General features: G+C 36.5%; 24 protein-coding genes and 1 riboswitch. Of the genes, 13 read left to right on the forward strand and 11 right to left on the reverse strand.

The annotated features are described in order from the left end of the window. Positions 1-103: 103 nt before the first annotated feature. Complete coding sequence (locus tag ACFSQJ_RS08090; RefSeq protein WP_377766442.1) at positions 104-556, reverse strand: methyltransferase family protein; 453 nt, start codon at positions 554-556, stop codon at positions 104-106. A 44-nt stretch (positions 557-600) separates the two neighbouring features. On the opposite strand from ACFSQJ_RS08090, the gene ACFSQJ_RS08095 reads away from it, so the two are divergent. The 5 genes from ACFSQJ_RS08095 (at position 601) to ACFSQJ_RS08115 (ending at position 7,593) form a co-directional block, all read left to right on the forward strand. Further along, entirely contained in the window at positions 601-1,176 is a 576-nt protein-coding gene (locus ACFSQJ_RS08095; RefSeq protein ID WP_377766443.1) for a non-canonical purine NTP diphosphatase, read from the forward strand. Between the two features lie 163 nt (positions 1,177-1,339). After that, entirely contained in the window at positions 1,340-3,130 is a 1,791-nt protein-coding gene (locus tag ACFSQJ_RS08100; protein WP_377766444.1) for a DEAD/DEAH box helicase, read from the forward strand. 78 nt (positions 3,131-3,208) lie between these two features. Further along, positions 3,209-3,979 carry a carboxypeptidase-like regulatory domain-containing protein gene (locus ACFSQJ_RS08105; RefSeq protein WP_377766445.1) on the forward strand — a complete coding sequence of 257 codons (771 nt, stop codon included), beginning with the start codon at positions 3,209-3,211 and terminating at the stop codon, positions 3,977-3,979. Between the two features lie 113 nt (positions 3,980-4,092). Then, a complete protein-coding gene (locus tag ACFSQJ_RS08110) occupies positions 4,093-5,784 on the forward strand; it encodes an alpha-amylase family glycosyl hydrolase (RefSeq protein WP_377766446.1) in 1,692 nt (563 codons plus the stop codon). 30 nt (positions 5,785-5,814) lie between these two features. Further along, positions 5,815-7,593 (forward strand): M61 family metallopeptidase, encoded by a 1,779-nt coding sequence (locus ACFSQJ_RS08115; protein ID WP_377766447.1) that lies wholly within the window; start codon positions 5,815-5,817, stop codon positions 7,591-7,593. Between the two features lies 1 nt (position 7,594). Here the strand turns inward: ACFSQJ_RS08115 and ACFSQJ_RS08120 are convergent, their stop codons facing one another. The 3 genes from ACFSQJ_RS08120 to ACFSQJ_RS08130 are packed head-to-tail and all read right to left on the reverse strand — an operon-like array spanning position 7,595 to position 9,211. Further along, the gene (locus ACFSQJ_RS08120; protein WP_377766448.1) at positions 7,595-7,978 is read right to left on the reverse strand and encodes a VOC family protein; all 384 of its coding nucleotides are present in this window, start codon (positions 7,976-7,978) and stop codon (positions 7,595-7,597) included. A gap of 9 nt (positions 7,979-7,987) precedes the next feature. After that, positions 7,988-8,515, reverse strand: coding sequence for an SRPBCC family protein (locus ACFSQJ_RS08125; protein ID WP_377766449.1), 528 nt, complete (start codon positions 8,513-8,515; stop codon positions 7,988-7,990). A 42-nt stretch (positions 8,516-8,557) separates the two neighbouring features. Continuing rightward, complete coding sequence (locus ACFSQJ_RS08130; protein ID WP_377766450.1) at positions 8,558-9,211, reverse strand: TrmH family RNA methyltransferase; 654 nt, start codon at positions 9,209-9,211, stop codon at positions 8,558-8,560. Positions 9,212-9,252: 41 nt separating this feature from the next. On the opposite strand from ACFSQJ_RS08130, the gene ACFSQJ_RS08135 reads away from it, so the two are divergent. The 3 genes from ACFSQJ_RS08135 (at position 9,253) to purB (ending at position 11,950) form a co-directional block, all read left to right on the forward strand. Beyond that, entirely contained in the window at positions 9,253-9,957 is a 705-nt protein-coding gene (locus tag ACFSQJ_RS08135; RefSeq protein WP_377766451.1) for an SIR2 family NAD-dependent protein deacylase, read from the forward strand. Further along, entirely contained in the window at positions 9,957-10,535 is a 579-nt protein-coding gene (locus ACFSQJ_RS08140) for an adenylosuccinate lyase (protein ID WP_377766452.1), read from the forward strand. Before ACFSQJ_RS08135 ends, ACFSQJ_RS08140 begins: the two co-directional genes overlap by 1 nt. Positions 10,536-10,606: 71 nt before the next feature. Beyond that, on the forward strand, positions 10,607-11,950 hold the full coding sequence (gene purB, locus ACFSQJ_RS08145; RefSeq protein WP_377766453.1) for an adenylosuccinate lyase: 1,344 nt from the start codon (positions 10,607-10,609) through the stop codon (positions 11,948-11,950). 148 nt (positions 11,951-12,098) lie between these two features. Here purB and ACFSQJ_RS08150 read toward each other — a convergent pair whose 3' ends face one another. The 6 genes from ACFSQJ_RS08150 to ACFSQJ_RS08175 all read right to left on the reverse strand — a co-directional run bounded on the left by ACFSQJ_RS08150 (position 12,099) and on the right by ACFSQJ_RS08175 (position 15,759). Next, complete coding sequence (locus ACFSQJ_RS08150) at positions 12,099-12,911, reverse strand: mechanosensitive ion channel family protein (protein WP_377766454.1); 813 nt, start codon at positions 12,909-12,911, stop codon at positions 12,099-12,101. Between the two features lie 148 nt (positions 12,912-13,059). Beyond that, complete coding sequence (locus tag ACFSQJ_RS08155) at positions 13,060-13,599, reverse strand: DUF4252 domain-containing protein (RefSeq protein ID WP_377766455.1); 540 nt, start codon at positions 13,597-13,599, stop codon at positions 13,060-13,062. 52 nt (positions 13,600-13,651) lie between these two features. Continuing rightward, complete coding sequence (locus ACFSQJ_RS08160) at positions 13,652-14,188, reverse strand: DUF4252 domain-containing protein (protein ID WP_377766456.1); 537 nt, start codon at positions 14,186-14,188, stop codon at positions 13,652-13,654. A gap of 85 nt (positions 14,189-14,273) precedes the next feature. Next, positions 14,274-14,813, reverse strand: a complete 540-nt coding sequence (locus ACFSQJ_RS08165) for a DUF4252 domain-containing protein (protein ID WP_377766457.1) — start codon at positions 14,811-14,813, stop codon at positions 14,274-14,276. A 12-nt stretch (positions 14,814-14,825) separates the two neighbouring features. Then, complete coding sequence (locus ACFSQJ_RS08170; protein WP_377766458.1) at positions 14,826-15,263, reverse strand: hypothetical protein; 438 nt, start codon at positions 15,261-15,263, stop codon at positions 14,826-14,828. Beyond that, positions 15,250-15,759 carry an RNA polymerase sigma factor gene (locus tag ACFSQJ_RS08175; RefSeq protein WP_377766459.1) on the reverse strand — a complete coding sequence of 170 codons (510 nt, stop codon included), beginning with the start codon at positions 15,757-15,759 and terminating at the stop codon, positions 15,250-15,252. Before ACFSQJ_RS08175 ends, ACFSQJ_RS08170 begins: the two co-directional genes overlap by 14 nt. Before the next feature lie 198 nt (positions 15,760-15,957). Between ACFSQJ_RS08175 and ACFSQJ_RS08180 the strand changes: the two genes are divergently transcribed. Further along, positions 15,958-17,427 (forward strand): S41 family peptidase, encoded by a 1,470-nt coding sequence (locus ACFSQJ_RS08180; protein ID WP_377766460.1) that lies wholly within the window; start codon positions 15,958-15,960, stop codon positions 17,425-17,427. 27 nt (positions 17,428-17,454) lie between these two features. Here ACFSQJ_RS08180 and ACFSQJ_RS08185 read toward each other — a convergent pair whose 3' ends face one another. Next, a complete protein-coding gene (locus tag ACFSQJ_RS08185; RefSeq protein ID WP_377766461.1) occupies positions 17,455-19,344 on the reverse strand; it encodes a TonB-dependent receptor plug domain-containing protein in 1,890 nt (629 codons plus the stop codon). Positions 19,345-19,410: 66 nt separating this feature from the next. Next, positions 19,411-19,642: riboswitch (cobalamin riboswitch) on the reverse strand. A 76-nt stretch (positions 19,643-19,718) separates the two neighbouring features. Here ACFSQJ_RS08185 and ACFSQJ_RS08190 point away from each other — a divergent pair. From ACFSQJ_RS08190 to rmuC, 4 genes are all read left to right on the forward strand, one after another. Further along, complete coding sequence (locus ACFSQJ_RS08190) at positions 19,719-20,876, forward strand: ABC transporter substrate-binding protein (RefSeq protein WP_377766462.1); 1,158 nt, start codon at positions 19,719-19,721, stop codon at positions 20,874-20,876. Next, positions 20,876-21,907, forward strand: coding sequence for an iron chelate uptake ABC transporter family permease subunit (locus tag ACFSQJ_RS08195; protein ID WP_377766463.1), 1,032 nt, complete (start codon positions 20,876-20,878; stop codon positions 21,905-21,907). The genes ACFSQJ_RS08190 and ACFSQJ_RS08195 overlap by 1 nt, the downstream gene beginning before the upstream one ends. Next, complete coding sequence (locus ACFSQJ_RS08200) at positions 21,907-22,689, forward strand: ABC transporter ATP-binding protein (RefSeq protein WP_377766464.1); 783 nt, start codon at positions 21,907-21,909, stop codon at positions 22,687-22,689. Before ACFSQJ_RS08195 ends, ACFSQJ_RS08200 begins: the two co-directional genes overlap by 1 nt. Before the next feature lie 109 nt (positions 22,690-22,798). Next, complete coding sequence (gene rmuC / locus ACFSQJ_RS08205) at positions 22,799-24,175, forward strand: DNA recombination protein RmuC (RefSeq protein ID WP_377766465.1); 1,377 nt, start codon at positions 22,799-22,801, stop codon at positions 24,173-24,175. Position 24,176: the final 1 nt, after the last annotated feature.

Consider the following 24,176-nt stretch of genomic DNA (forward strand, 5'->3'; position numbering starts at 1 on the left):
AAAAAAAAATGTTTTGTTTCAGAATTCGTCAAAAACACTAAAATATCATCATTAAAAAGCGGCTAAAAAAACGAAAATGATATTTTCGGCATTTCAAAAGTCGTTAAAACCACCTTCGTGTTGCTTTTAAATAAAGCTTGTATTCTTTTCCAAAAATTTTGAGCAGTGCTTCTTCCTCGTGTCTAATTTGAAAATGGTTCATGTAGTACACAAAACCAGCCAAAATCAAGGTATTGAATGCATTACCTAACTTCAAGGCAAAAGCAATCAAAAAAAGTAACATCCCCAAATACATGGGGTTTCTGGTAAACCGAAATATCCCACTGGTTACCAAAACATTGGCCTTTTCTGGATTCAAAGGATCTACGGTGGTCTTTTTTCTATAAAACTGGATGATGGCGATACTAACTACCAAAAAGCCTAGACCAAGCACAACGAAGGCCAAAATTTCACGGCCAAAAAACTCAAACTCACCTACTGGCAGGTATTTGGCCAGTAAAAAAAGGGCAGATCCAAAAATCAAAGCAACCAACGCTGGTGGTATTTTAAATTTCATGGCCCTAAAATACTACTTTAGCAATCAAATTATAGTTGAAACTTATGGAATTGGTCTTTGCCACCCACAATCAAAATAAATTTGGAGAGGTACTAAAGCTTATGCCGAAACACATTAAACTTTTATCGTTAGATATGATTGATTGCTGTGATGAAATCGAAGAAATAGGAAAAACACTTGAAGAAAACGCAAAAATAAAGGCAGATTTTGTTTCCAGAAACTATGGTTATAACTGTTTTTCTGATGATACAGGCCTTCTAGTGGATGCTTTGAACGGCGAACCTGGTGTTTATACGGCTAGATATGGTGGTTTGGCAAAAGACGCCAATGCCAATATGGATAAGCTACTTTCTAACCTTAAAGACAACAAAAATAGAAAGGCCCACTTTAAGACCGCTATAGCCTTGAACCTAGATTCAAATTCCTATATTTTTGAAGGGATTGTAGAAGGTACTATTGCCAAAGATAAGCGGGGTGAAAAAGGCTTTGGTTATGACCCAGTATTTGTTCCTGACGGTTATCAAAAAACCTTTGCTGAATTACCTTTGGCAATTAAAAATGAGATAAGTCATCGTGGTAGGGCCATTCAAAAACTTATTACTTTTCTGCAAAGTAGTTAAGCCATAATCATGGTAGTTTGAATAAATACTGGTTTACAAATTAATTAACAGTACCTTTGCCGAAAATTTAACGCCGCCGGTATGGCAGGTGTTGTCATGAGCCTCGGTTTATAGGAAACAATCGCTCTATTCAACACACATATTTGCGATTACTATAAACATTATGTCAAAATTTGAAAGTTTGGGGCTTCAAAAGTCCCTTTTGTCTGCTATTACAGATTTAGGATTTGAAAATCCTTCCGAAGTTCAAGAAAAAGCAATTCCAATTTTATTAGAAGATGATACTGATCTAGTCGCCTTGGCTCAGACCGGTACGGGTAAAACAGCCGCCTTTGGTTTTCCGCTTATTCAAAAAATTGATTCAGCAAGCAGAACTACCCAAGGCTTAATATTATCACCTACTAGAGAACTGTGCTTGCAGATTACTAATGAGATGCAGCTCTATTCAAAATATGAAAAAGGAGTTAACATTGTTGCCATTTATGGAGGGGCAAGTATTTCAGATCAAGCGAGACAAATTAAAAAGGGAGCTCAGATCGTTGTAGCTACTCCCGGTCGTATGAAAGATATGATCGGGCGAGGTATGGTCGATATTTCTAAAATAGACTACTGTATTCTTGATGAAGCAGATGAAATGTTAAACATGGGATTCTTTGAAGATATTAAAGATATCCTCTCCAACACTCCTAAAGAAAAATCTACGTGGTTATTCTCGGCAACCATGCCGAGAGAAGTCTCTACTATCGCCAAAAAGTTTATGCACAGCCCAAAAGAAATTACGGTTGGTGCAAAAAACTCTGGCGCGAGCACCGTTCAGCATGAATATTACGTTGTCAGTGGCCGTGACCGTTACCCTGCATTGAAACGTTTGGCAGATGCCAATCCAGGCATCTTCTCGGTTATTTTTTGCAGAACAAAGCGCGATACCCAAAGGGTCGCTGAAAAGTTGATAGAAGATGGTTATAATGCTGGCGCACTACATGGTGACTTAAGTCAAAATCAGCGTGACCTAGTGATGAATTCCTTCCGTAAAAAACAAATACAAATGCTTGTGGCTACAGATGTAGCCGCGCGTGGTATTGATGTAGATGATATTACCCATGTTATTAATTACCAATTACCAGATGAAATCGAAACCTATACCCATAGAAGTGGTCGTACAGGTAGGGCCGGAAAATCTGGTATTTCAATGGTTATTGTTACGCGTAGTGAAATGCGAAAAATCAATGCTATCGAGCGCAAAATCGGACAAGAATTCTTGGAGATGAAAATCCCTACCGGGATACAAATCTGTGAAATTCAACTCTATCACTTGGTTAACAAAATTAAAGATACAAAGGTCAATGAAGAGATTGATGTTTATCTACCCGCCATCAATAATGTTCTTGAAGGTATAGATAGAGACGAACTTATTAAAAAAATAGTTTCTGTAGAATTTACACGCTTCTTTACGTATTATAACAAAACAAGAGATCTTAATTCAGATGACAGGTCTAATAAAAGAGAGCGTGGTGAATCTCGTGATTCCGGCGAAATTCCAAAAGACGGTTCAGTTCGTTATTTCATTAATGTTGGTGAACGTGACAACTATGATTGGATGTCTCTAAAAGACTTTTTAAGAGATACTTTAGATTTGGATAAAGATGATATCTACAAGGTAGATACCAAGGATACTTTCTCTTTTTTCAATACAGACGCTAAGTTTACCCCTCTTATTTTAGAAACCTTTTCAGATTTTAAAGTCGATGGTCGTTTTGTCAACGTTGAAGTTTCAAAGAGCCCTGGAGGCAGTGGACGCGGTGGCGGACGAAACAGAGGTAGTGGAGGTGGAAGAAGAGACCGCAAAAAAGGTGGTTTTGGCGGTGGCGGAAGAAAAGACCGTAATTCTTCTTTTAAAGGCGGTAAAAGCGGTGGAGGTAAGAGCAAGAGTAAAAAGAATAAGGGGTTCTATTAGTTAAGAGCTTCCCAAAATGTCTATATAATCTTAGCTTTATTTTCTTTGTTTCGTATTTTTAGCGGAGAAAATTGCTTCATGAAGAAACTTTTACCCCTTGTTTTAGTGTTATGCTGCTTTGTCGGTTTTGCCCAAGAAGAAAACGAAATGGAGCAAGAGCTTCAAGCTACAGTAATAAATGCTCAGACGGATTTTCCTCTAGAAAGTGTTCATGTTATTAACCTGAATAAAGTAAAAGGAACTATTACCAATAAAAAAGGGGAATTTACTATAACAGCATCGGTGAACGATACGCTGTACCTCACCTATTTAGGTTTTAAACCTCAAAAAGTCAAAGTCACCAATGATATGTTCAAATTTGAGGATACCAAAATTTCTTTGACCGAACTAGCCTTTGCGCTAGAGGGGGTAACGGTAAGACCATACCAGTTAACAGGATATCTCGAAATCGATGTGAAAAATCTTCCCATCAACGATGCATACCAGTATAGTATTTCGGGGCTTAATAAGAGTTATGAGGCCGGCAATAAAAACCCTAGTGCCGTCACAAAAGTTCTTGGCGCTATTTTAAATCCTGCAGATTTATTACGAAATCTTTTTGGTAAAAAACCACGTCAAATGCGAAAGTTGCAGCAAATGAAACAAGACGACGATATTCGGAATTTGCTGGCATCTAAATTCGACAGAGAAACACTCACTGAGCTATTACAAATAGAAAAAATGGACATTGATGACATTTTGAACAACTGTAATTACTCCAAATCATTTATCACTACAGCAAACGACCTTCAGATTTTAGACGCCATCAGCAGCTGTTATGAAGAATATAAAGTTCTGAATAGGAAGTAGTTCCAATCCTAAAATCATTAGATATTAAAAGCTTCACTGCAAGGGTTAATGTCGATATAAATAAATTTTATATTTCCGTAAGCATTTTATAGCTTTAAACAAATTCCCTGAAGATGAAAAAACTACTTATCGCATTGTCGATGTTGTGCTTTGTTGTTGGTTGTAAAAAAGTTCAAAAGCCAGCTATTGAAGAGTCAAAAGAAATTGCTGAAGTGAAGGAAACAGTAGAAAACAACAAACCATTTTTTTGGGAAGGTGCTAACATCTATTTTTTATTAACGGATCGCTTCAACAATGGAAATCCGGATAATGATGTTAATTTCTCTAGAACAGATTCTACCGCTGTATTAAGAGGTTTTGAAGGCGGCGATATTGCAGGAATCACCCAAAAGATTGAAGAAGGATACTTTACGGATCTTGGTATTAATGCCATTTGGTTTACCCCTGTTGTTGAACAGGTTCATGGTGTTGTAGATGAGGGAACCGGAAAAACCTACGGATACCATGGCTATTGGACAAAAGATTGGACCGCCATCGATCCCAATTTTGGTGACAAACAAGAACTAAAAAAACTTGTAAAAACCGCGCACGCTAAGGGAATTAGAATATTGCTCGATGTAGTATTGAATCATACAGGCCCGGTAACCGAAATGGACCCTGTATGGCCTGATAATTGGGTAAGAACAGGGCCTCCTTGTGAGTTTACTACTTATGAAAACACTACGGCCTGTACTTTGGTCAAAAACCTACCCGATATTTTAACGGAATCGGATGAACCCGTTGAGTTACCTGATGCACTTCTTGCAAAATGGAAAGAAGAAGGTCGCTTGAGCCAAGAATTGGATGAGCTGCATTTATTCTTCGAGAGAACCGGATATCCAAGGGCACCCCGCTTTTACATCATAAAATGGATAACCGACTACATTAATGAATTTGGGGTAGATGGTTTTCGAGTAGATACCGTTAAGCATGTCAATGAAAATGCATGGGCAGAACTGAGAAAAGAAGCCGATTATTCCTTTGAAACATGGAAAAAGAAGCATCCTGATGAAGTATTGGACAATAATCCTTTTTACATGGTGGGCGAAGTATATAATTATGGCATTTCTTCAGGTAGGCTGTTCGACTTTGGAGATAAAAAAGTAGATTACTATGAAAATGGTTTCAAAAGCCTAATCAATTTTGAGTTAAAAACAGATGCTGCCAAAGATTATGATGCCATTTTTAAGAAGTACAATTACTTACTTAACACCAAGTTAGATGGAAAAAGTGTAGTGAATTATCTAACATCACATGATGATGGAAGCCCATTTGATAAGGAGCGTAAAAAACCCTTTCACTCGGCAAATATATTATTATTGACTCCGGGAGCTTCACAAGTATATTATGGTGACGAGACTTCTCGACCTTTAATTATAGAAGGCACAGAAGGTGATGCCACCTTGCGTTCATTTATGAATTGGGAAGATTTAGATAGTATTCCTAAGATTAAAAAAATTCATAAGCACTGGCAAAAATTGGGGCAATTTAGAGCCAATCACCCAGCTATCGGCGCCGGTAAGCATAAGCGCTTGGCAAAAGCGCCATACGTATTTTCTAGAATGTACATCAATGGTGATTATAAGGATAAAGTAGCCGTTGGCCTAGACTTGCCCAAAGGCAAAAAATCTTTGTGGGTCAAAGGTTTTTTTGGTGAAGGCACTAAGTTATACGATACCTATTCCGAGACCGAAGTTGTCGTAAAAAACGGTAAAGTTATTTTAGAAAACGATTTTGATACCGCACTCTTGGAATTGATGGAGTAAAATCAAGCAATCTTATTTAAATAGTGAAAAATGCGTAAAATAACCATTTTGGCCACCTTACTTTTTTGTTTTGTAAGTTTAAATGGCCAAACCAATTCTTACAAGGTTTCATTTGATAATGCTGTTCATCACGAGGGTGAGTTCATTCTAACTTTTCCAAAGATAACCACAGATACCTTGTCTGTACGCATGGCCAATAGTTCTCCGGGGCGATACGCTTTTCACTCTTTTGCAAAAAACGTTTACGATTTTAAGGCAATGGATAGCAAGGGGAAAGAAATTTCTTTTCATAGGCCAAACCCTTATCAATGGGACATTTACGGTCACGATGGAGAAGTAAGCATTCAATATACTTTATTTGCAAATCGCGGAGATGGTACTTACTCACAGATCGATGAAACCCATGCGCATTTGAACATTCCTGCAAGTTTTATGTTTGCCCCTTCGTTAGAGAATCGTCCTATCGAAATTTCTTTTGATACTCCCGAAGACTATAAATGGAAAGTTGCTACGCAATTAAAAAAACAAAAAGAGAACTTATATTGGGCCCCCGACCTTTACTATTTTATGGATAGCCCCATAGAGCTAAGTAATTATGGGCTTAGAGCGTTCAAAATAAATTCAAACGGAAAAAGTCAAAACATACGCTTTGTTTTGCACCATAACGGCAGCGAGGATGAATTAAATCAATACTTCGAAAGTGTAAAACGCATTGTAAAAGAACAGGAAAAGGTTTTTGGCGAACTACCGGATTTTGACTTTGATGAATATACTTTCTTAGCCTGTTACATGCCTAATGTTAATGGAGATGGTATGGAACATCGTAATTCGACCATATTAACTTCAACAAGAAGTTTAGCAAATGGAGGACTCCAAAGAAACCTTGGCACAGTATCGCATGAATTCTTTCATGCATGGAATGTAGAACGTATTCGGCCAAAATCGTTGGAGCCTTTTGATTTTGACAATGTAGATATGAGCGGAGAACTTTGGTTTGCCGAAGGTTTTACCTCATACTACACTAACTTAATTCTTTGTAGGGCCGGTCTGATAACACCTGAAGAGTATGTTTCTGGATTAAACGGCGCTTTTAATTATGTCTGGAACTCTAATGGCACTAAGTTTTTCAACCCAATTGAAATGAGCTATCAGGCGCCATTTGTAGATGCGGCAACTTCTCTAGACCCACAAAATAGAAATAACACCTTTATTTCATATTACTCCTATGGCAGTGTTCTTGGACTTGCTTTAGATCTCTCTTTAAGAAAAAAGAACTTGAATTTAGACGATTTCTTTAAAGAGGTTTGGGGCAAATTTGGTGAAAAGGAGATGCCCTATACCATTAAAGACTTACATCTCACTTTAAATGCGTATGCCGGAAAATCTTTTGGAGACGATTTTTTTGAAAATTACATCTACCAAAGTAACATGCCAGATTACAAAACCCTATTTGCAAATGTTGGTTTAAAAATGACCCAAGATACTGAAACGGGGTATTTTGGAGGTGTTATAGCTAAAAATACTATCAACAATAATACCTTGGTCGATTCGCCTGCCTATACTGCCGGATTAGAAAAAGGCGATGTAATTTTAATTGTCAACGATATTCCAATGGTAGGCTCAACAAACTTTTCTGATTTTTTAAAATCTACTCAGAACGGAGATAAATTAAGGCTAACCTATAGCCGCCAGGGCAAAGTGCAAAAAACAGAAGTAACCCTCACAAAAGACCCTAAATACGCAATTACTCTTGATGATGAAGCCTCTAAAGAGGTCACTTTAAATCGAAAAAAATGGCTAAAACGATAGACTATTCTGGAGGTGAATGCAATGCTATTCTATTTCCTTCAGAATCATGAAACAATCCCATAAAACCAATTTCATCACTAATTTTAGTTTTAGGCTGTAAGATTCTACCCCCGGCACTTTCTATTCTATCTAGCGCATTTTGCACGTCGTCGCAAGAAAAATAAATAAGTACACCTTCCTTGCGATTCGGTATATACCACTCTGGTTGAAGGATTAAAGAGCCTGAGGCACCTGATTTTCCATTTTCAGAAGGGAGCCAACCCATAAGGGTGCCCCCAAAATCTTGAATGGTAATTTTAATTTCGAAAACAGCCTCATAAAAATCTCTGGCCCGAGCCATATTGGTTACAGGAATCTCTACCCATCCTATTAAATTTTGTTCCATAATAACTTATTATTTTTCCATCAATGCCTTAAAACTTGCTAATCCTTCCTCGAAATCCTTACCAACGGTTTTATCCATACTAAAGAATAACATAAAAATACTGAAGGGAAACTTATTATTTCCAGAGAACCCCCATGTAACTTTAGTTGAAGAACTTGTATCATCTTCAACATTGAAATAACAATCTGCTTCAGATTTCCATGGCTTAAAAAAACGTAGCTTTCCCTCTACTCTTTTATTTTCTATAATCTTAGTAATCTCTTGTTCTCCTTCACCTACATCCTTATTGCCGACCCAAGCACTCTTTGCACCAACTTCACCATCTATTCCGGTAAATTCTTTTTTCATATTGGGGTCTTTCTTTTCCCATGGAGACCATTTTTCTTGCTCTTTAAGAGATCTTAAAGACTTGAAAACTTCGTTTTTCGGTTTGTTTACTATCACAGAACGTGATACATCATAAGCTTTTGGCGCAATCATGCCTAAAATTAAAATAAGCAATACAATGCCACCAAGAATGTAGAGAAATGTCATCATCTTGTTTTATTTATTGGTTATTTAAATGTACAAAAAGATGATTTATTGAAAGTAACGACCGATAATGCCTTCCACATTATTGATAGATTTTTTAGTCCAATCCAACTTCTTTTCTAGAATTTCCTTATCGGATAGTTGCCATGGAAGCTTAGATTTACGGAGGTCATCACAAAGCTCTTGAATAATAATGGCCGCAGAAACAGAAATATTTAAACTTTCTGAAAATCCCACCATGGGTATTTTGAGAAACCCATCTGCTTTTTTTAAGACCTCATCACTTAATCCTTCTTTTTCGGTGCCAAAGAACAAGGCCGTTTTAGTTCTAATCTTAAAGTCCGCTAAAAGATTTGAATTATTATGGGGAGTAGTGGCAATAATCTGATACCCATCGCCTTTTAAACTGCTAATACAGTCACCAGTAGTTTGGTAAGGTGAAACATCTATCCACTGTTCTGCGCCCATGGCAATATTTTTGTCCAATCGTTTTCCAAACCGGTCTTCTACCACATGTACATTTTGAACACCAAAAGCATCGCAACTTCGTATAACAGCACTTGTATTGTGCAACTGATAAACATCTTCAATTGCGACCGTGATAAAACGCGTTCGGTTTGCGAGTACCTGCATAAAACGTTGCTTTCTTTCTTCAGAAAGAAATTCTTCTAAATACAATAACAAATCATGATCGAATTGCATAAGGCAATATAATAAAATCTGAAAATGCTAATTTTGAATTTATGGAGAAACAAAAAATAGTAGTATTGACTGGAGCCGGAATGAGCGCTGAGAGTGGTCTAAAAACTTTTAGAGACGCCAACGGATTATGGGAGGGGCACGATGTCATGGAAGTTGCCTCACCCGAAGGTTTTGCTAAAAATCCAGAATTAGTTTTCGAGTTTTACAATCAACGTAGAAGACAATTATTACAGGTCAAACCAAATGATGGACATCATGCTTTGGTAAAGTTAGAAAGTTATTTTGATGTCTCTATAATCACCCAGAATGTAGACAACCTACATGAACAAGCTGGAAGTGCCAATGTACTTCATTTACATGGAGAACTGTTAAAAGTTAGAAGTATTGTTGATGAAAGCGCTGTGCAGGACTGGACTATAGATTTAAACCTAGGTGATACCGATAGTAATGGCAATCAACTTAGGCCCCATATCGTTTGGTTTGGTGAAATGGTGCCTATGCTAGAGCCTGCCATTGAAATAACATCTCAAGCAGAAGTTCTCATCATTATTGGCACCTCAATGCAGGTATATCCAGCGGCCAGTTTGGCGAATTATGCCCCTCAAGGAATACCAATTTATTTTATTGACCCAAAACCAAGTGTAAACCCATCGGATTATACGAATTTGAAAGTCATTGAAAAAAATGCTTCTGTTGGTGTTCCTATGTTGGTATCTCAATTAATAGAAAATAGTTCCCCACTTTAATGACCGCTGACGAACTTCATACAAGACTAAATTCGGGTCGTTTATCAAAAGAAAAGATTATGCTATTGGTCAGTGAATTAATTCATTTTCCTGAGCTGGTCGGTACACTTTTAGAGGCCATTTGGATAGAGGATAAAGAAGGCACCTTTAACGCAAGTTGGGTTTTCGACCATTTAATGCGCAAAAACCTGAGCTTATTACTGCCCTATTCTAAAGATTTTGCCAATGGATTAGAAAACTTGAATTCAGAATCTTGTATTAGGCCAATTGCCCATGTTTGTGAGTTGTTGGTTTTAGCAAAATATAAAAAACAAGACCCAGAGTATATTGCGGGTTTGGATAAAGCTTCTCTTGAGAAAATTGTTAGTGCCTGTTTTGATTGGTTGATAGGTTCTCGAAAAGTAGCTTCCAAGGTATTTGCCATGACCAGCTTACTACATTTGGGTACAGAATTTAAATGGATTCATCCTGAACTGGAGCCCATTCTAGAAAATTCCATTCATTCGGGAACTGTTGGGTACAAAAATAGAGCGCAGAAAACACTACTAGCTCTTAAAGCGTTAGGCAGTAGGCAGTGAATTAAAAATATTATAACTAACAACTGATTACTGACTACTGATAATTATCTTTGCCGCTTAAATATTGTCAGATGTCTTTAAATCAATTGAACGCTATATCTCCGATTGACGGTCGTTACCGTGGTAAAACAGAAGCTTTAGGAAATTATTTTTCTGAGGAAGCCCTAATTAAATATAGAGTTCATGTTGAGATTGAATATTTTATAGCACTTTGTGAAATTCCACTACCACAACTATCAGGTTTTGACACTTCGAAATTTTCTGCGCTTCAAAGAATCTATCAAAATTTTTCATCAGAAGATGCCTTGGCAATAAAAGAAATTGAGAAGACTACAAATCATGATGTAAAAGCAGTAGAGTATTTTATTAAAAAGAAGTTTGATGAGCTGGGTTTAAGTGATCATAAAGAGTTTATTCATTTTGGACTAACATCACAAGACATTAACAATACTGCCGTTCCTTTTTCTATAAAGGCTGCAATGAACGATGTCTATGTGCCTGTGTATTTTGAGGTTTTTGAAAAATTAAAAAGTCTGGCAACCGAGTGGAATGACATTCCAATGCTTGCCAGGACGCATGGTCAACCAGCCTCCCCTACCCGTTTGGGAAAAGAAATTGAGGTCTACGTAGAACGATTGAATCAACAGTTTGATTTACTAAATGACATTCCTTCGGCAGCTAAATTTGGCGGAGCCACAGGGAACTATAATGCCCACCAAGTCGCTTACCCATCAATTGATTGGAGGTCGTTCGGAAAAGAATTTGTACAAGAAAAATTAGGCCTTCATCATTCCTTTCCAACTACTCAAATTGAGCATTATGATCATATGGCCGCGCTATTTGATTGCTTAAAGCGAATCAATACCATCACAATTGATTTAAATAGAGATATGTGGACTTATATTTCTATGGATTATTTTAAACAAAAAATTAAAAAGGGAGAAGTAGGTTCATCGGCAATGCCCCATAAAGTAAACCCTATTGACTTTGAAAATTCTGAAGGTAATTTAGGCTTAGCTAATGCTTTATTTGAGCATTTGTCAGCAAAATTACCTATCTCTAGACTACAGCGTGATTTAACGGACAGCACTGTTTTACGAAATATAGGGGTACCATTTGCGCATACATTGGTTGCATTTCAATCTACTTTAAAGGGCTTAAATAAATTGGTATTAAATGCTGATAAATTCGAAGAAGATTTAGAAAATAATTGGGCCGTTGTTGCGGAGGCTATCCAGACAATTTTAAGAAGAGAAGGATACCCTAACCCTTATGAAGCTTTAAAAGGACTTACTCGAACAAACGAAAAAATCAATCAAGCTTCAATAGCTAATTTTATCGAAACCCTAGAAGTTTCTGATACTATCAAAAAAGAACTAAAGCAGATTACTCCTGCTAACTATACGGGAATCTAATCTAATAAATTTCGAACTGTCTTCCTGAACGGAGTCTAAGGAAAAGGGAGAATCTGCTGTCAGTATTCCAGATATCACCTTCAAAATGACTACTCAAAACAAAAAGACCGCTAAAAAAGCGGTCTTTAAGTAATAATATTTAGTAATTCTATTTTGTTTGTTTAATAACCTCAACCTCATGTGGATAAGGAATTTCAATTCCAGCCTTGTCAAGAGCAATTTTACAGTTTTCATAGGTCGCAAAATATACATCCCAATAATCCTCAGGTTTAGAAAAAGGTCTAACCGCGAAGTTAACAGAACTATCAGCAAGTTCTAATACATTAACAGATGGTGCAGGGTCTTTTAAAACTTTTGGATTAGAAGTTAAAACTTCCATCAACACTTCTTTTACTTGTTTTATATCTTCTTCATAAGCTACTCCTATTACGGTGTCAACACGAATTTTACCTTCTGCAGTGTAGTTAGTAATATTCCCATTAGCCATAGCGCCATTAGGCACAATTAAAAGCTTATTGTCTGGAGATACTAATTTTGTTGTAAAAATTTCAATTTCTTTTACAACTCCGAGTACATCTTGAGCTTCTACTAAATCTCCAATCTTGTATGGTTTAAAAATCATCAACAGTACACCTCCCGCAAAATTAGATAAGGAACCCTGCAAGGCTAAACCAACCGCTAAACCTGCCGCTGCAATAACTGCGGCTAAACTAGTGGTTTCAACTCCAAGCGTAGATATAACAGTGATAATCAAAAATATCTTAAGTCCCCAAGAAACAAGGTTAGTTAAAAATTTCTGCAATGAGAGGTCGTATGTACCCTTCGCCATAACTTTTTTAACCGCACCTACAATTTTTTTAATTATCCAAGAACCGATAATATATATTAGAATTGCTTTTAATACCGGCACGCCATATGTTTCAATGTATCCGATAATAGTTTCCATTGATAAATTTTCCATAATATTTTTAGGTTTTTAAAGTGTTCTATTTTCTATGACACTAAAAATACTAAGAAGGTCACTAATACTTCAAACAGAATTTGTTTTAAACAAAAAAATCCTGAACCATAACTAAGGTCCAGGATTTTTAAAAGAATGGTAGTTTGGTTTACCCCTTTAAAAATTTTCCTATTTCTCCTAATCCTTCTCCTTTATAATCAGATTTTTGAATCGCTTGCATCAGCTGCATAACATCAGCAGGGTTCATATCCTTGCCAAGTACACGAACCAAAGCGAATCCCTGTTCTTTACTGTCACCGTAAATGATAACTTCGTCAATGGCATCATCATCACCTAAATATTTCACGACTCCTTTGCCATAGCCAGAATTGATTTTCATCAACTCGATAAAGTTTTCGTTCTTTAAAATCTCTTTAACCTTGGCTTTTTCTAGCTTATACTCCGCAACATTATCAGAAGTCTTTTTAAAAGCCAGTAAGTTGAACTTTTTTAATGATGATACTGCTTTCTTTTGTTTATCTGTAAGTTCGACCTCATCCATTTTTAAGATACTGGCGGGAATATCCAAAGAAATAAAATTCGGGTTTTCTTTATTGTCGACATAATACTCTTGAAGACTCTGTTGCGATGAACAACCTGCTAAAAAAACGAAAGCTAGGCCGAACATGTATTTTATTAATTGTTTCATTTTTTGTTTTTTTGTCCCGATAGCTCCCGATAATTATCGGGACGGGAGGTTATTACTTACCCTTTTCACTAGCTTTTTTCAGTGATGGATGTAGTTGCATCTTATTTACTAAAGCCCCTATTTTGTCGAGCTCAATTTTTCCATTCATGGTAACAAGCACAGTTTCTGGTGTCTTATCGCTTTTGCTATCAATGCCCGTAACAAACATAAAGAGTTGGCTCACCACGTTATCGTTATTCGTGCTTTTAACGTAGAAATCTACCTGGGCGTCCACATCACGAACACGCATTAACTCTTCCATTGAAGATTTTTTAAGATATGATTTTACGGTCTGTTTCATATCAGTTGAAGCAGCCCTATTCTCTGAGATATAAATCTTGATCTCATTGATATTCTCTGCAAGGTCCACAAAATCTCTAGCTTCTTTACTTTTTTCGTTTGCAGACATACTAGCTACAATACCTAGCATGCTTTTATTTATTGTAAGTGTTCCAACATTATCCGAATCTATATACTTATCAAAGGCTTTTTGGGCAAATGTGCTTGTAGCGAATGTTAATGCTATAATTGATAAAACTAATTTCTTCATTTCTGTTTTTTTTGATTGAATTAAAACAATGAACAATTCCTTTTTGAATTGTTCATTGTTCTGTGTTTAATGATTGATGGTTGTTCTATTGTTTTTTACCCGCTTCGTTTAACTCTTTAGGTAAATTCATTTTGTTTGTAAGCGAACTGATTTTATTCAAATCAATATCTCCAGTTAAGCTTAACAAAACAGTTTCAAACTTTCTACCGTTAGCTTCTATTTCTTTAATACCCGTCATAAACATTAATAGCTCTCTAACATGGTCTGCGTCTTTACCTTCTTTAATATAGAATTTAATATTGGCGTCCTTGTCTTTTACACGCATTAACTCTTCCATTTTATTTCCGGATAAGTACTTCGTCACAGAACCTTTCATATCATCTCCAATAGACTTGTTATCTGTTGTAAATACTTTAAGCCCAGTTACGCTAGTTGCAATATCCATAAAGTCTTGAGACTCTTTATCTTCCATGTCAATATCCATTTTTGCCAAAAGTTCAAAGGCCTTTTTAGATACGACGACTGTCGTTACATCTTCTAAGTCTTCATACTTGTCAAATAGTGATTGTGAAAATCCGGCTAATGGTAAAACTGCGGTCAATAGAATTAATATACTTTTTTTCATGTTTTCTAAATTTTAATTGTCGTTGTAAATTTTTGATGTTGTCGCTTCAAACTCCTTTAGGTAAGTTATTTTTTCGGTGCCTTTACCAAAATTTACCGCAAGTAGATTCAAAGCTTCTTTTGTTTGCTGATAGGCAAGCTCAGCCTTTTTTCTATCTTGATAATCCTGATATTTTTCAGGACCAAAATAGATTCCAAGGAATAATACGGCCACTGCTGCAACGGAAATCCATTTGTAATTGAAGTTTCTTCTAGTGTTTAATGGAACCTGCTTGGTGTACTGTTCTTCTTTGGCTTTAGAAAAGTAACTGAACATCGGTCTGTATTGTTCAAGATGTGTTGCAACACTTTCTTGTGCAAAATACGTTCGTAATGTTTCTTCTTCAGCAACCGTAGTGGCGGCTTCAAAATACTTTTCTAATAAATTTTCTACGTTCTTATCCAATTCCATAGTTATGTTTTTCAATCAATTTTTCTCTAACTGTTTTTCTTGCTCTTGACAGGGCGACACGAACGGCTGTGTTTTTCATATCCAACAATTCGCATATTTCTTCAAAATCATACTGCTCTACGTCCCTTAACTGGAGTACCATTTTTTGCTGTTCTGGTAATTCTTCCATGATTCGTTCCACCCAATCAACACTATCTTCTGCTTCAAGCTGTTTTTGCAAAGATGTTCGTTCATCGCTATAATTACTGTGTACTAATTTTAAATTACTAGCTTGTTTCGATTTTAATCTATCCAAACAAAAATTCTTTGTCATCGTCATTGCAAAGGCTTCTACGTTATTGTATTTGGCCATTGCGTCATTCTTAGACCAGAGTTTTAATAAAATCTCTTGCGTAGCATCTTCGGCTTCCTCTCTAGAGACCAGCAATCTTTTGGCCATTCTATACAGTTTATCCTTAAAGGGCATTACCAAGTTTAAAAACTCGCTCTGTTTCATTTTGGTTGTTAGGTTGTTAAAAGCACTTTTTTGATGCTTATACTAGGAAGACGACGTATGACGAATTTTGTTACAAAAAATTTTTATTTCCTCTAGTTGTAAGTAAATTAGGGTTTTTAAAACTAGAGTTGTTAGTAAAGAATTACTGTTATAATTACTTTTTGGAATACTAATTGCATTGAAAACGAAAAACAAGCTATGAAAAAATTTATTTTATTATTTGTCGGTGCTTCCCTATTATTAGTCTCTTGTAATAAAGACGACGATGGGGGTTTCTCTAACGGACAAACTCCTTCCCTAATTGCAGAATCTGATGCAATTGTTCAAGACTTTATGTGGCAAGCTATGAACTTATGGTATTTTTGGCAGGCTGAAGTTCCCAATTTAGCTGATGATAGATTTTCTTCTGATGCTGCTTATACCAGATTTTTAGAAGCAACCCCAAATCCAGATAACTTTTTTAATAGTATTCAGTTTAACGAAGATCGTTTTAGCTTCTCAAATTCTGACTATACTACTTTGGTAAACAATCTCAATGGAATTTCGCAAAGCAATGGTATGGAATTTGGACTGGTACGATTTGGCGATGGGGACGATGTTTTTGGTTATGTTCGCTATATTTTACCTGGCTCAGATGCATCAAATAAAAACATTGAACGTGGGGACATTTTTACAAGAGTAGATGGAACCCAAATCACTGGAGCCAATTTTCGCGATTTACTTTTTGGTTCAAATAGCACTTATACTTTAGGTTTGGCCGTAATCAACGGAAATACTATTGAAGATACGGCGGAAGAAGTAAGCCTTACAAAAGTTGAAAACTTCGTAGAAGACCCCATTTTGGTAGCTACTACTTTTAATGTTGATGGCACTACAGTAGCATACTTGATGTACAATGGCTTTACTCGTGATTTCAATGACGAATTGAATGATGCCTTTGGTGGTTTTGTAGCTGCCGGTGCAACAGAATTGGTCTTAGACATGCGCTATAATCCAGGTGGTTCGGTAAACTCCTCTCGCTTACTCGCAAGTATGATTTATGGCACTAATACTAATGACCTTTATATAAGACAGCGTTGGAATTCGAAAATTCAAGACCAGCTAAGTGCAGAACAATTAGAAGACTATTTTGCAAATAATGTTGATGGGGCTGCTCTTAATTCTCTAAATTTAAATAGAGTTTTTGTATTAGCAACCAATAGTTCGGCCTCAGCTAGCGAATTGGTAATGAATGGACTTGCTCCATATGTTGATGTAATTCATATTGGTGAAACTACAAGGGGGAAGAACGAATTTTCGATAACTATGGTAGACGATCCTGAAAACAATTATATCTACTCAGCATCTAGAGAAAGTAGCATTAATTCAGAAAATAGTTATGCAATACAACCTTTAGTTGGCAGAAATGAAAATGCAGATGGGTTTTTCGATTATACCAGTGGTTTAGTTCCTGATATCGTTTTGGAGGAAGACCTAGCCAATCTAGGTGTTCTAGGCGATATTAATGAACCTTTATTGGCAAGAGCGTTACAAGAAATCTCTGGAAGCTCTACAAAAATAGACTTTGCTGTTCAAATGCCCGCTAGGGTCATGACCGACTCCAAAATGTTTACACCAACAAAAGATAATATGTGGTTGGATAAACCGGTGAATTTAAAAAACCAATAGAAAAAAGCGGCCGAGTGGCCGCTTTTTTTATAGTGTCAGATTCATTCCTAGACTATAATTTCTTCCCCGAGTGGTGTAGCCAATAATTTCTTCATAATCCGTATTGAAGATATTGGTTATATTAAAAAAGACCTTTAGTTTATTGTTTTTAAACCGGTGGCCCAAATAAAAATCTACTAAAGAATAAGCATTTAAGTCGATATTCTGAAATGTACTAAAATCGGTATCCTCCCTACTGCCAACATATTGATAATTAACAGAAGCGTTTGTTTTAGCGGACAATGTGTAATTTAATGTTGCGTTGACTCTATGTTTAGGCAGACGTACGCGGTTTCCTTCTTTAAGCTCCGTAAATGTATAGTTTGCAGAAAAATTGAAGTCCTTAAATAACTCAGAGGTTAGTTCAAACTCAGCCCCTTGAACTTTAGCATCACTTTCCGCATTTCTATATTGAGAAACAAAGTTTACCGGATCTATAGTTGTAAAAAGCACGGTGTTTTCTTCATTTCGATTAAAATAGAGACCACTAAATCTAAGCTTCTTGTCTAAATTCCATTCGAAACCACTTTCTAATGTTCGGTTCTCTTCTGGCTTTAAATCTTTGTTCCCAAAAGTACCATCGAATAGTTGGAATAAACTAGGCGCTATAAAAGATGTGCTGTAAGAGCCTAAAAATTTACCATAACCTTTACCCAATTCAAAAGTGTAAGAAGGGTTAAAGTTATACGTAAGCTGACTACCGTATTCGCTGTGGTTATTTAATCGAGTTCCTGCGTTAAGGTTAAAACCAAAATCTGAAAGATATACAACATTTACATATGGGTCACTATTTGTATAAGTAACTTCTTCAGCGAAAAGCGTTTCATTCTTTTGGTAGTTAAAACCAACTATAGTGTATAATTTTTCATCAAAAACATATTTATTAAATGCATCAACGATATAGCCTTTAGATTCAAACTGTGAAGGAAAGTCGGAAATCGTTTCCCTATCAATACTGCTTATACTTGCATTTAATGTAATACTACCATTCTTGTATTTTAATTCTGGGCTAACACCAAAACGTAATTGTTCTGAAAAGGATTCATCGTTAGTATCTGCAAATTGAAACAATGGTGCTGGGAAACCATCTATTGCTGTATTATACTTATCTAAACTTCCAAAAATCTTAATATTGAAATTTTCTGAGAAGGCATAACCTAGTTTTACGTTGGTATTGATTCTTGAAAAGGGGTCTTCTTCGGTGTTTGTTCCTGAAGCTGCAGAGAGTCCATCTGTGAATTGATTTGCAAAGCCTATAGCATAACTAAATTTTGAGAGTGTACCATTTAAGTTTACCGCATTATTAAAATTAGATATGGTTTTATTGTCTTCATTCTGAGAAGCATTAGTACCCATAACTGAACTTACACTCAAAGCTATCTTATCCTTTGAAGCTTTCTTTGTACTAATACTAATTACTGCTGTAGCGGCAGAATTACCATATAAAGTACTTGCCGCTCCTTTAATTATTTCAACACTTTCAATAGTATTCAAATCTAATAATCTTAAATCAAAATCATTGGCTATTTGTGATGGGTCATTTACTTGTATACCGTCGATTAAGACCAAAACTTGTCTATTGTTTCCTCCGCGGATAAAATAGCCTAAATTTTGTCCAGCAACACTTCTGCTACCATTAATTTCAATTCCGCTTTTGGAGTTGATAATTTCAGCGACTGTTCTTCCTTGATTTCGTTCAAGCTCTTCTGCCGTGATTTTAACTACGGTCTTACCAGAATTTTCACGTTTTAGTTGAAATCGTGAATCACTCACTACTACTTCTTCTAACTCTTGCAAAGCAATCGAATCTTTTTCCTGTGCCAGGAGTGTTGTGCTAAGTAATAAACCCGCACAAAACGTTACATACTTTTTATTCATTTTTAATTGGTTGCTCGGAAAAGCGATAGGTCACCCTTACGCAAACTTTTATCCCGAAAGTTTAACATTGTTTGTGCGAATTTGGCAGGTCTCCTGGCTTGCGGTCTGTTATTCTGCCTTCCCATCTCGATACGAATCGCTACAGTGGCATGAAGAAAATAACAGCTTGTCATTAACAAGATGCTGAATCAAGTTCAGCACATACTTACAGTTGCGGGAACAGCTCCGGTTTTTCACCGGATTCCCTTTTAATCAAACAAGATAAATTCTTGTTTAAACCAAAATTCAATGCGAAAGTAATGATTATGGCCCTTTCAGTGAAAGCGATATCCATTTTATTTCTATCACTAACAAATAAGCTTAAATTTGAAATCATGAAACTAAAACATACCAACAACTTTTACCTATACCTTCTGTTAGTTATAATTTTAGTTAGCTGTACCGAGAAGAAAAAAGAACTTCCAGCACAAAAAACGGTTGCAAAAACTAAGGTGAACTATGCCACCGGTTTTACTATTGAAGCCAATGAAAACTACACAGTTTTAACGGTATCAAAGCCTTGGCCTGGGGCCAATAAAGCCTTTTCATATGCTTTTATTCCGCAAGAAAAACTGCCTTTGGTTAGCTACCCTAAAAATACTTACGACGCAGTTGTTGTAACGCCCATCAAAAATTTTATAACCACGTCTACAACACATATTCCTGCGATTGAGGCTCTGAATGGTCTTGATAGGTTAATAGGTTTTCCAAATACAAAATACATTTCTTCAATGCCTGCCAGAGCTTTGATTGCTGATAAAAAAATTAAAGAATTGGGGGCTAATGAAAGTTTAAACACAGAAATGGTACTTGAATTGGCGCCAGATGTCATTGTAGGTTTTGGTATCAATAATGAGAAGAGCCCTTATGAGGTTTTTGAAAAAGCAAACATTCCAGTCATATTCAATGGGGATTGGATGGAGAAAACGCCCTTAGGAAAAGCGGAATGGATCAAGTTTTTTGGTGTTCTTTTAGGACAAGAGAAAAAGGCCGATAGTATCTTTAATGCTATTGCTGTGGAGTATGAAAAAGTGAAAAATATTGCCGAAAAAGTGAAAAACAGGCCAACTGTTCTAAGTGGGGCCCTTTTCAAGGACGTTTGGTATTTACCAGCTGGAGAAAGTTGGGCTTCAAAATTTTTGGAAGACTGCAACGTAAATTATTTGTGGAAAGAAACAACTGGCTCAGGGAGTCTATCCCTTAGTCTTGAAAGCGTTCTAGAAAAAGGAAGCAATGCCGAATTTTGGATTTCCCCATCACAATTTACCACTTATGAAGAAATGAACAATGCCAATTCGCACTATGGGCAATTTTCTGCATTTAAAAACAAGCAAATCTATACTTTCGCAGCTACCAAGGGCATAACTGGCGGGTTATTATATTACGAACTAGCTCCACAAAGACCTGATTTGGTCTTAAAGGATTTAGTCCACATTTTTCATCCTGATCTATTACCTGATTATAACCCATACTTTTTTACACCGTTACAGTAATGCTTAAAGTGAAATCATATCGGTTTTCGTTTATTCTATTGCTTTGTCTATTGTTAGTTTCGTGGTTTCTAAATATTAGTTTTGGATCAGTTTCCATTCCGTTAGAAGCGACATTTTCAGCATTGTTTGGTGGTAAACTATCCGTTGAATCTTGGGAATACATCATCTGGAGTTATAGAGTGCCCAAGGCCGTTACCGCGATTTTGGTTGGCGGTGGTTTAGCGCTAAGTGGATTATTGATGCAAACCCTGTTTCGAAATCCTTTGGCGGGACCCTTTGTTTTGGGTATCAGCTCAGGTGCAAGTTTAGGGGCAGCAATACTACTTTTGGGTGCTTCACTTTTAAGTGGTTTGGCTGTATTTAGCTTTATCAACGATATCTCCCTGATTATTGCAGCTAGTTTGGGTAGTTTTTTGGTACTATTAGTGGTAATGCTCGTCGCCAATCGTGTTCGAGATACTATGGCATTATTGATTATAGGATTAATGTTTGGTAGCTTAACTTCTGCCATTGTTAGTGTATTGGCCTATTTCTCAGATGCAGAACAGCTACAACGTTTTATTTTTTGGTCTTATGGTAGCGTGGGAAACCTTTCTTGGAATCAGGTCTTGCTTTTAGCCGGCTTTGTCTTTGTTGGAGTGCTGTTAAGTGTAGTATCCATAAAAAAACTGAACGCCTTTTTACTTGGCGAAAATTATGCCCAAAGTCTTGGAGTTTCTTTAAAAAAATCGCGATTAATTATCATCACCGCAACAGGCTTGCTTGCTGGTGCGATAACCGCTTTTGCTGGCCCGATTGCATTTGTAGGTCTGGCTGTACCGCATCTTACCCGACAGCTCTTTAACACTATGGAACATAAGGTTTTAGTGCCGGCAGTTTTTATGTATGGTGCCATTTTAATGCTCATTTGTGATAGCATTGCGCAATTACCAAATTCCGCAAGTGTACTCCCGATCAATGCCATAACCTCACTCATAGGGGCTCCAGTAGTGATTTGGTTGCTAGTTAGAAAACGAAAACTATTTTTCTAATGGAAGAACAAAAAATAACCATTGAAGTCAAAAAGCTATCCATTGGATACCGGAATACTGAAGTTGCTGGCAACATCAATTTTAAGCTACATTCTAAAGAATTATGCGCTATAATTGGCGTAAACGGAGTCGGAAAATCAACCCTCTTAAGAACTTTGGGTAAACTTCAACCAAAACTATCTGGTCATATTTTTATTGAACAGCAACTTCTTGAGGATTATTCTACATTAGATTTTGCCAAACAGACCAGTGTTGTGCTTACAGAGCTTATTGCTTCTAAAAACCTCACAGTATCGGAGTTAATTACATTGGGCAGACAGCCCTATACCAATTGGTTGGGCAGTTTGACCTCAAAAGACAAAAAGCACATTACTGAAAGTATCTCGAATTTTGAACTTGAATCCTTCAAAGAAAAAAAGTGCCATGAACTCAGTGACGGGCAATTACAGCGTGTATTGATTGCAAGAGCAATGGCACAAGATACTCCATTAATTTTATTGGACGAACCTACAACACATTTAGACCTGTATCATAAAGTTCAGATTCTAAAACTATTGCAAAAGCTAGCACATCAATATCACAAAACCATTGTTTTTACGACCCATGAAATTGATTTGGCCATTCAATTATGTGATAAAATATTGGTGTTGGACGGAAAAGAAAATCATTTTGGTTCACCCTGTGAACTCATTGAACAAGGGTGTTTTACTAACTTATTCCCGCCTGAAATGATTCATTTTGATGAAAAAACAGGGTCTTTTAAAGTGAATAAGTCATTTTAAAGTCATTTCGAACCGAATGACAGAAGTGTGAGAAATCTATCTTTAGATTCCTCGTCGCTAAGCTCTGTCGGAATGACATAAATACTATCTTTACCCTACAAAATTCATTATGAGTACCGAATTAATTTATGTTTTTATTGGTCTACTGGCATCTGGTCTTGGTGTTGTCATTGGCATTTATATTCAACGTTTGAAAACAAAGTCGAGCCAAAGCGAACTGGAAGCAGAAAACAGACAATTACAGTCTTCGATTTCTTCTTTAAATGAAAAATTGATTCAAGAGAACGAAGAAAAAAGGCACTTACAAGCCGAGAAAGAAAGTCTCGGTCAAAATTATGTGCGTCTAGAGGCAGTAAATGAAAATTTGCAACGTGTAAATACCGAGCAAAAAGAGGAAGTAGAAAAACTACAGGAGAAATTTACCAAAGAGTTCGAAAATTTGGCCAACAAAATCCTCGATGAAAAAAGCAATAAGTTCACTGAGCAAAATCAAAAAAACATCAAGCAGATTTTAAGTCCGCTTCAAGAAAAAATACAGTTATTCGAAAAGAAGGTAGAGGCCACGCAAAAAGAAAACATCAGTATACATTCCGCTTTAAAAGAACAATTGTTAAACCTACAGAATCAGAATCTTAAAATAACACAAGAAGCTGAAAATCTCACGAAAGCACTTAAGGGAGATAGCAAAATGCAAGGTAATTGGGGTGAATTGGTCTTGGAACGCGTTTTAGAAAAATCAGGTTTAGAAAAAGACCGGGAGTATAGTGTTCAGCAAAGTTTTACCAGAGAAGATGGTACCCGAGTTTTACCTGATGTTATCATTCATTTACCCGATGGTAAAAAAATGGTAGTGGATTCCAAGGTTTCCCTTACCGACTATGAGCGTTTTGTAAACGCCGACGATGAACTAAAGGAACGTCACTTAAAAGACCATATCAACTCGCTTCGCAAACATGTTGAACAACTTTCAGCCAAAAAGTACGAAGATCTGTATGAAATGGAGAGTCCAGATTTCGTATTGCTCTTTGTTCCCATAGAACCTGCATTTGCAGTTGCGATAAATCAAGACAATTCGCTTTACAACAAAGCTTTTGAGCAAAATATTGTAATTGTAACCCCATCCACCCTATTAGCAACACTAAGGACCATCGATACGATGTGGAACAATGAGAAACAACAAAAAAATGCTATTGAAATTGCCAGGCAAGCTGGGGCTTTATATGATAAGTTTGAAGGTTTTGTTACCGATTTGACCAAGGTGGGTAAAAAGATGGATGAGGCCAAAACAGAATACCGAGGTGCCATGAATAAGTTAGTAGAAGGTCGTGGTAATATTGTCACGAGTATTGAAAAACTTAAAAAAATGGGCGCTAAGGCTAAAAAGTCCATTCCAGAGCCTATTCTTAAAAGGGCCGAGGAAGATTACCTGCCTACTGACGAGGCAGGTTTTAATACAGAAGAAGAACAGTCACAACTAGAATTGTAAC

It is taken from the genome of Croceitalea marina, from assembly GCF_042684265.1.
Lineage (GTDB): Bacteria > Bacteroidota > Bacteroidia > Flavobacteriales > Flavobacteriaceae > Croceitalea > Croceitalea marina.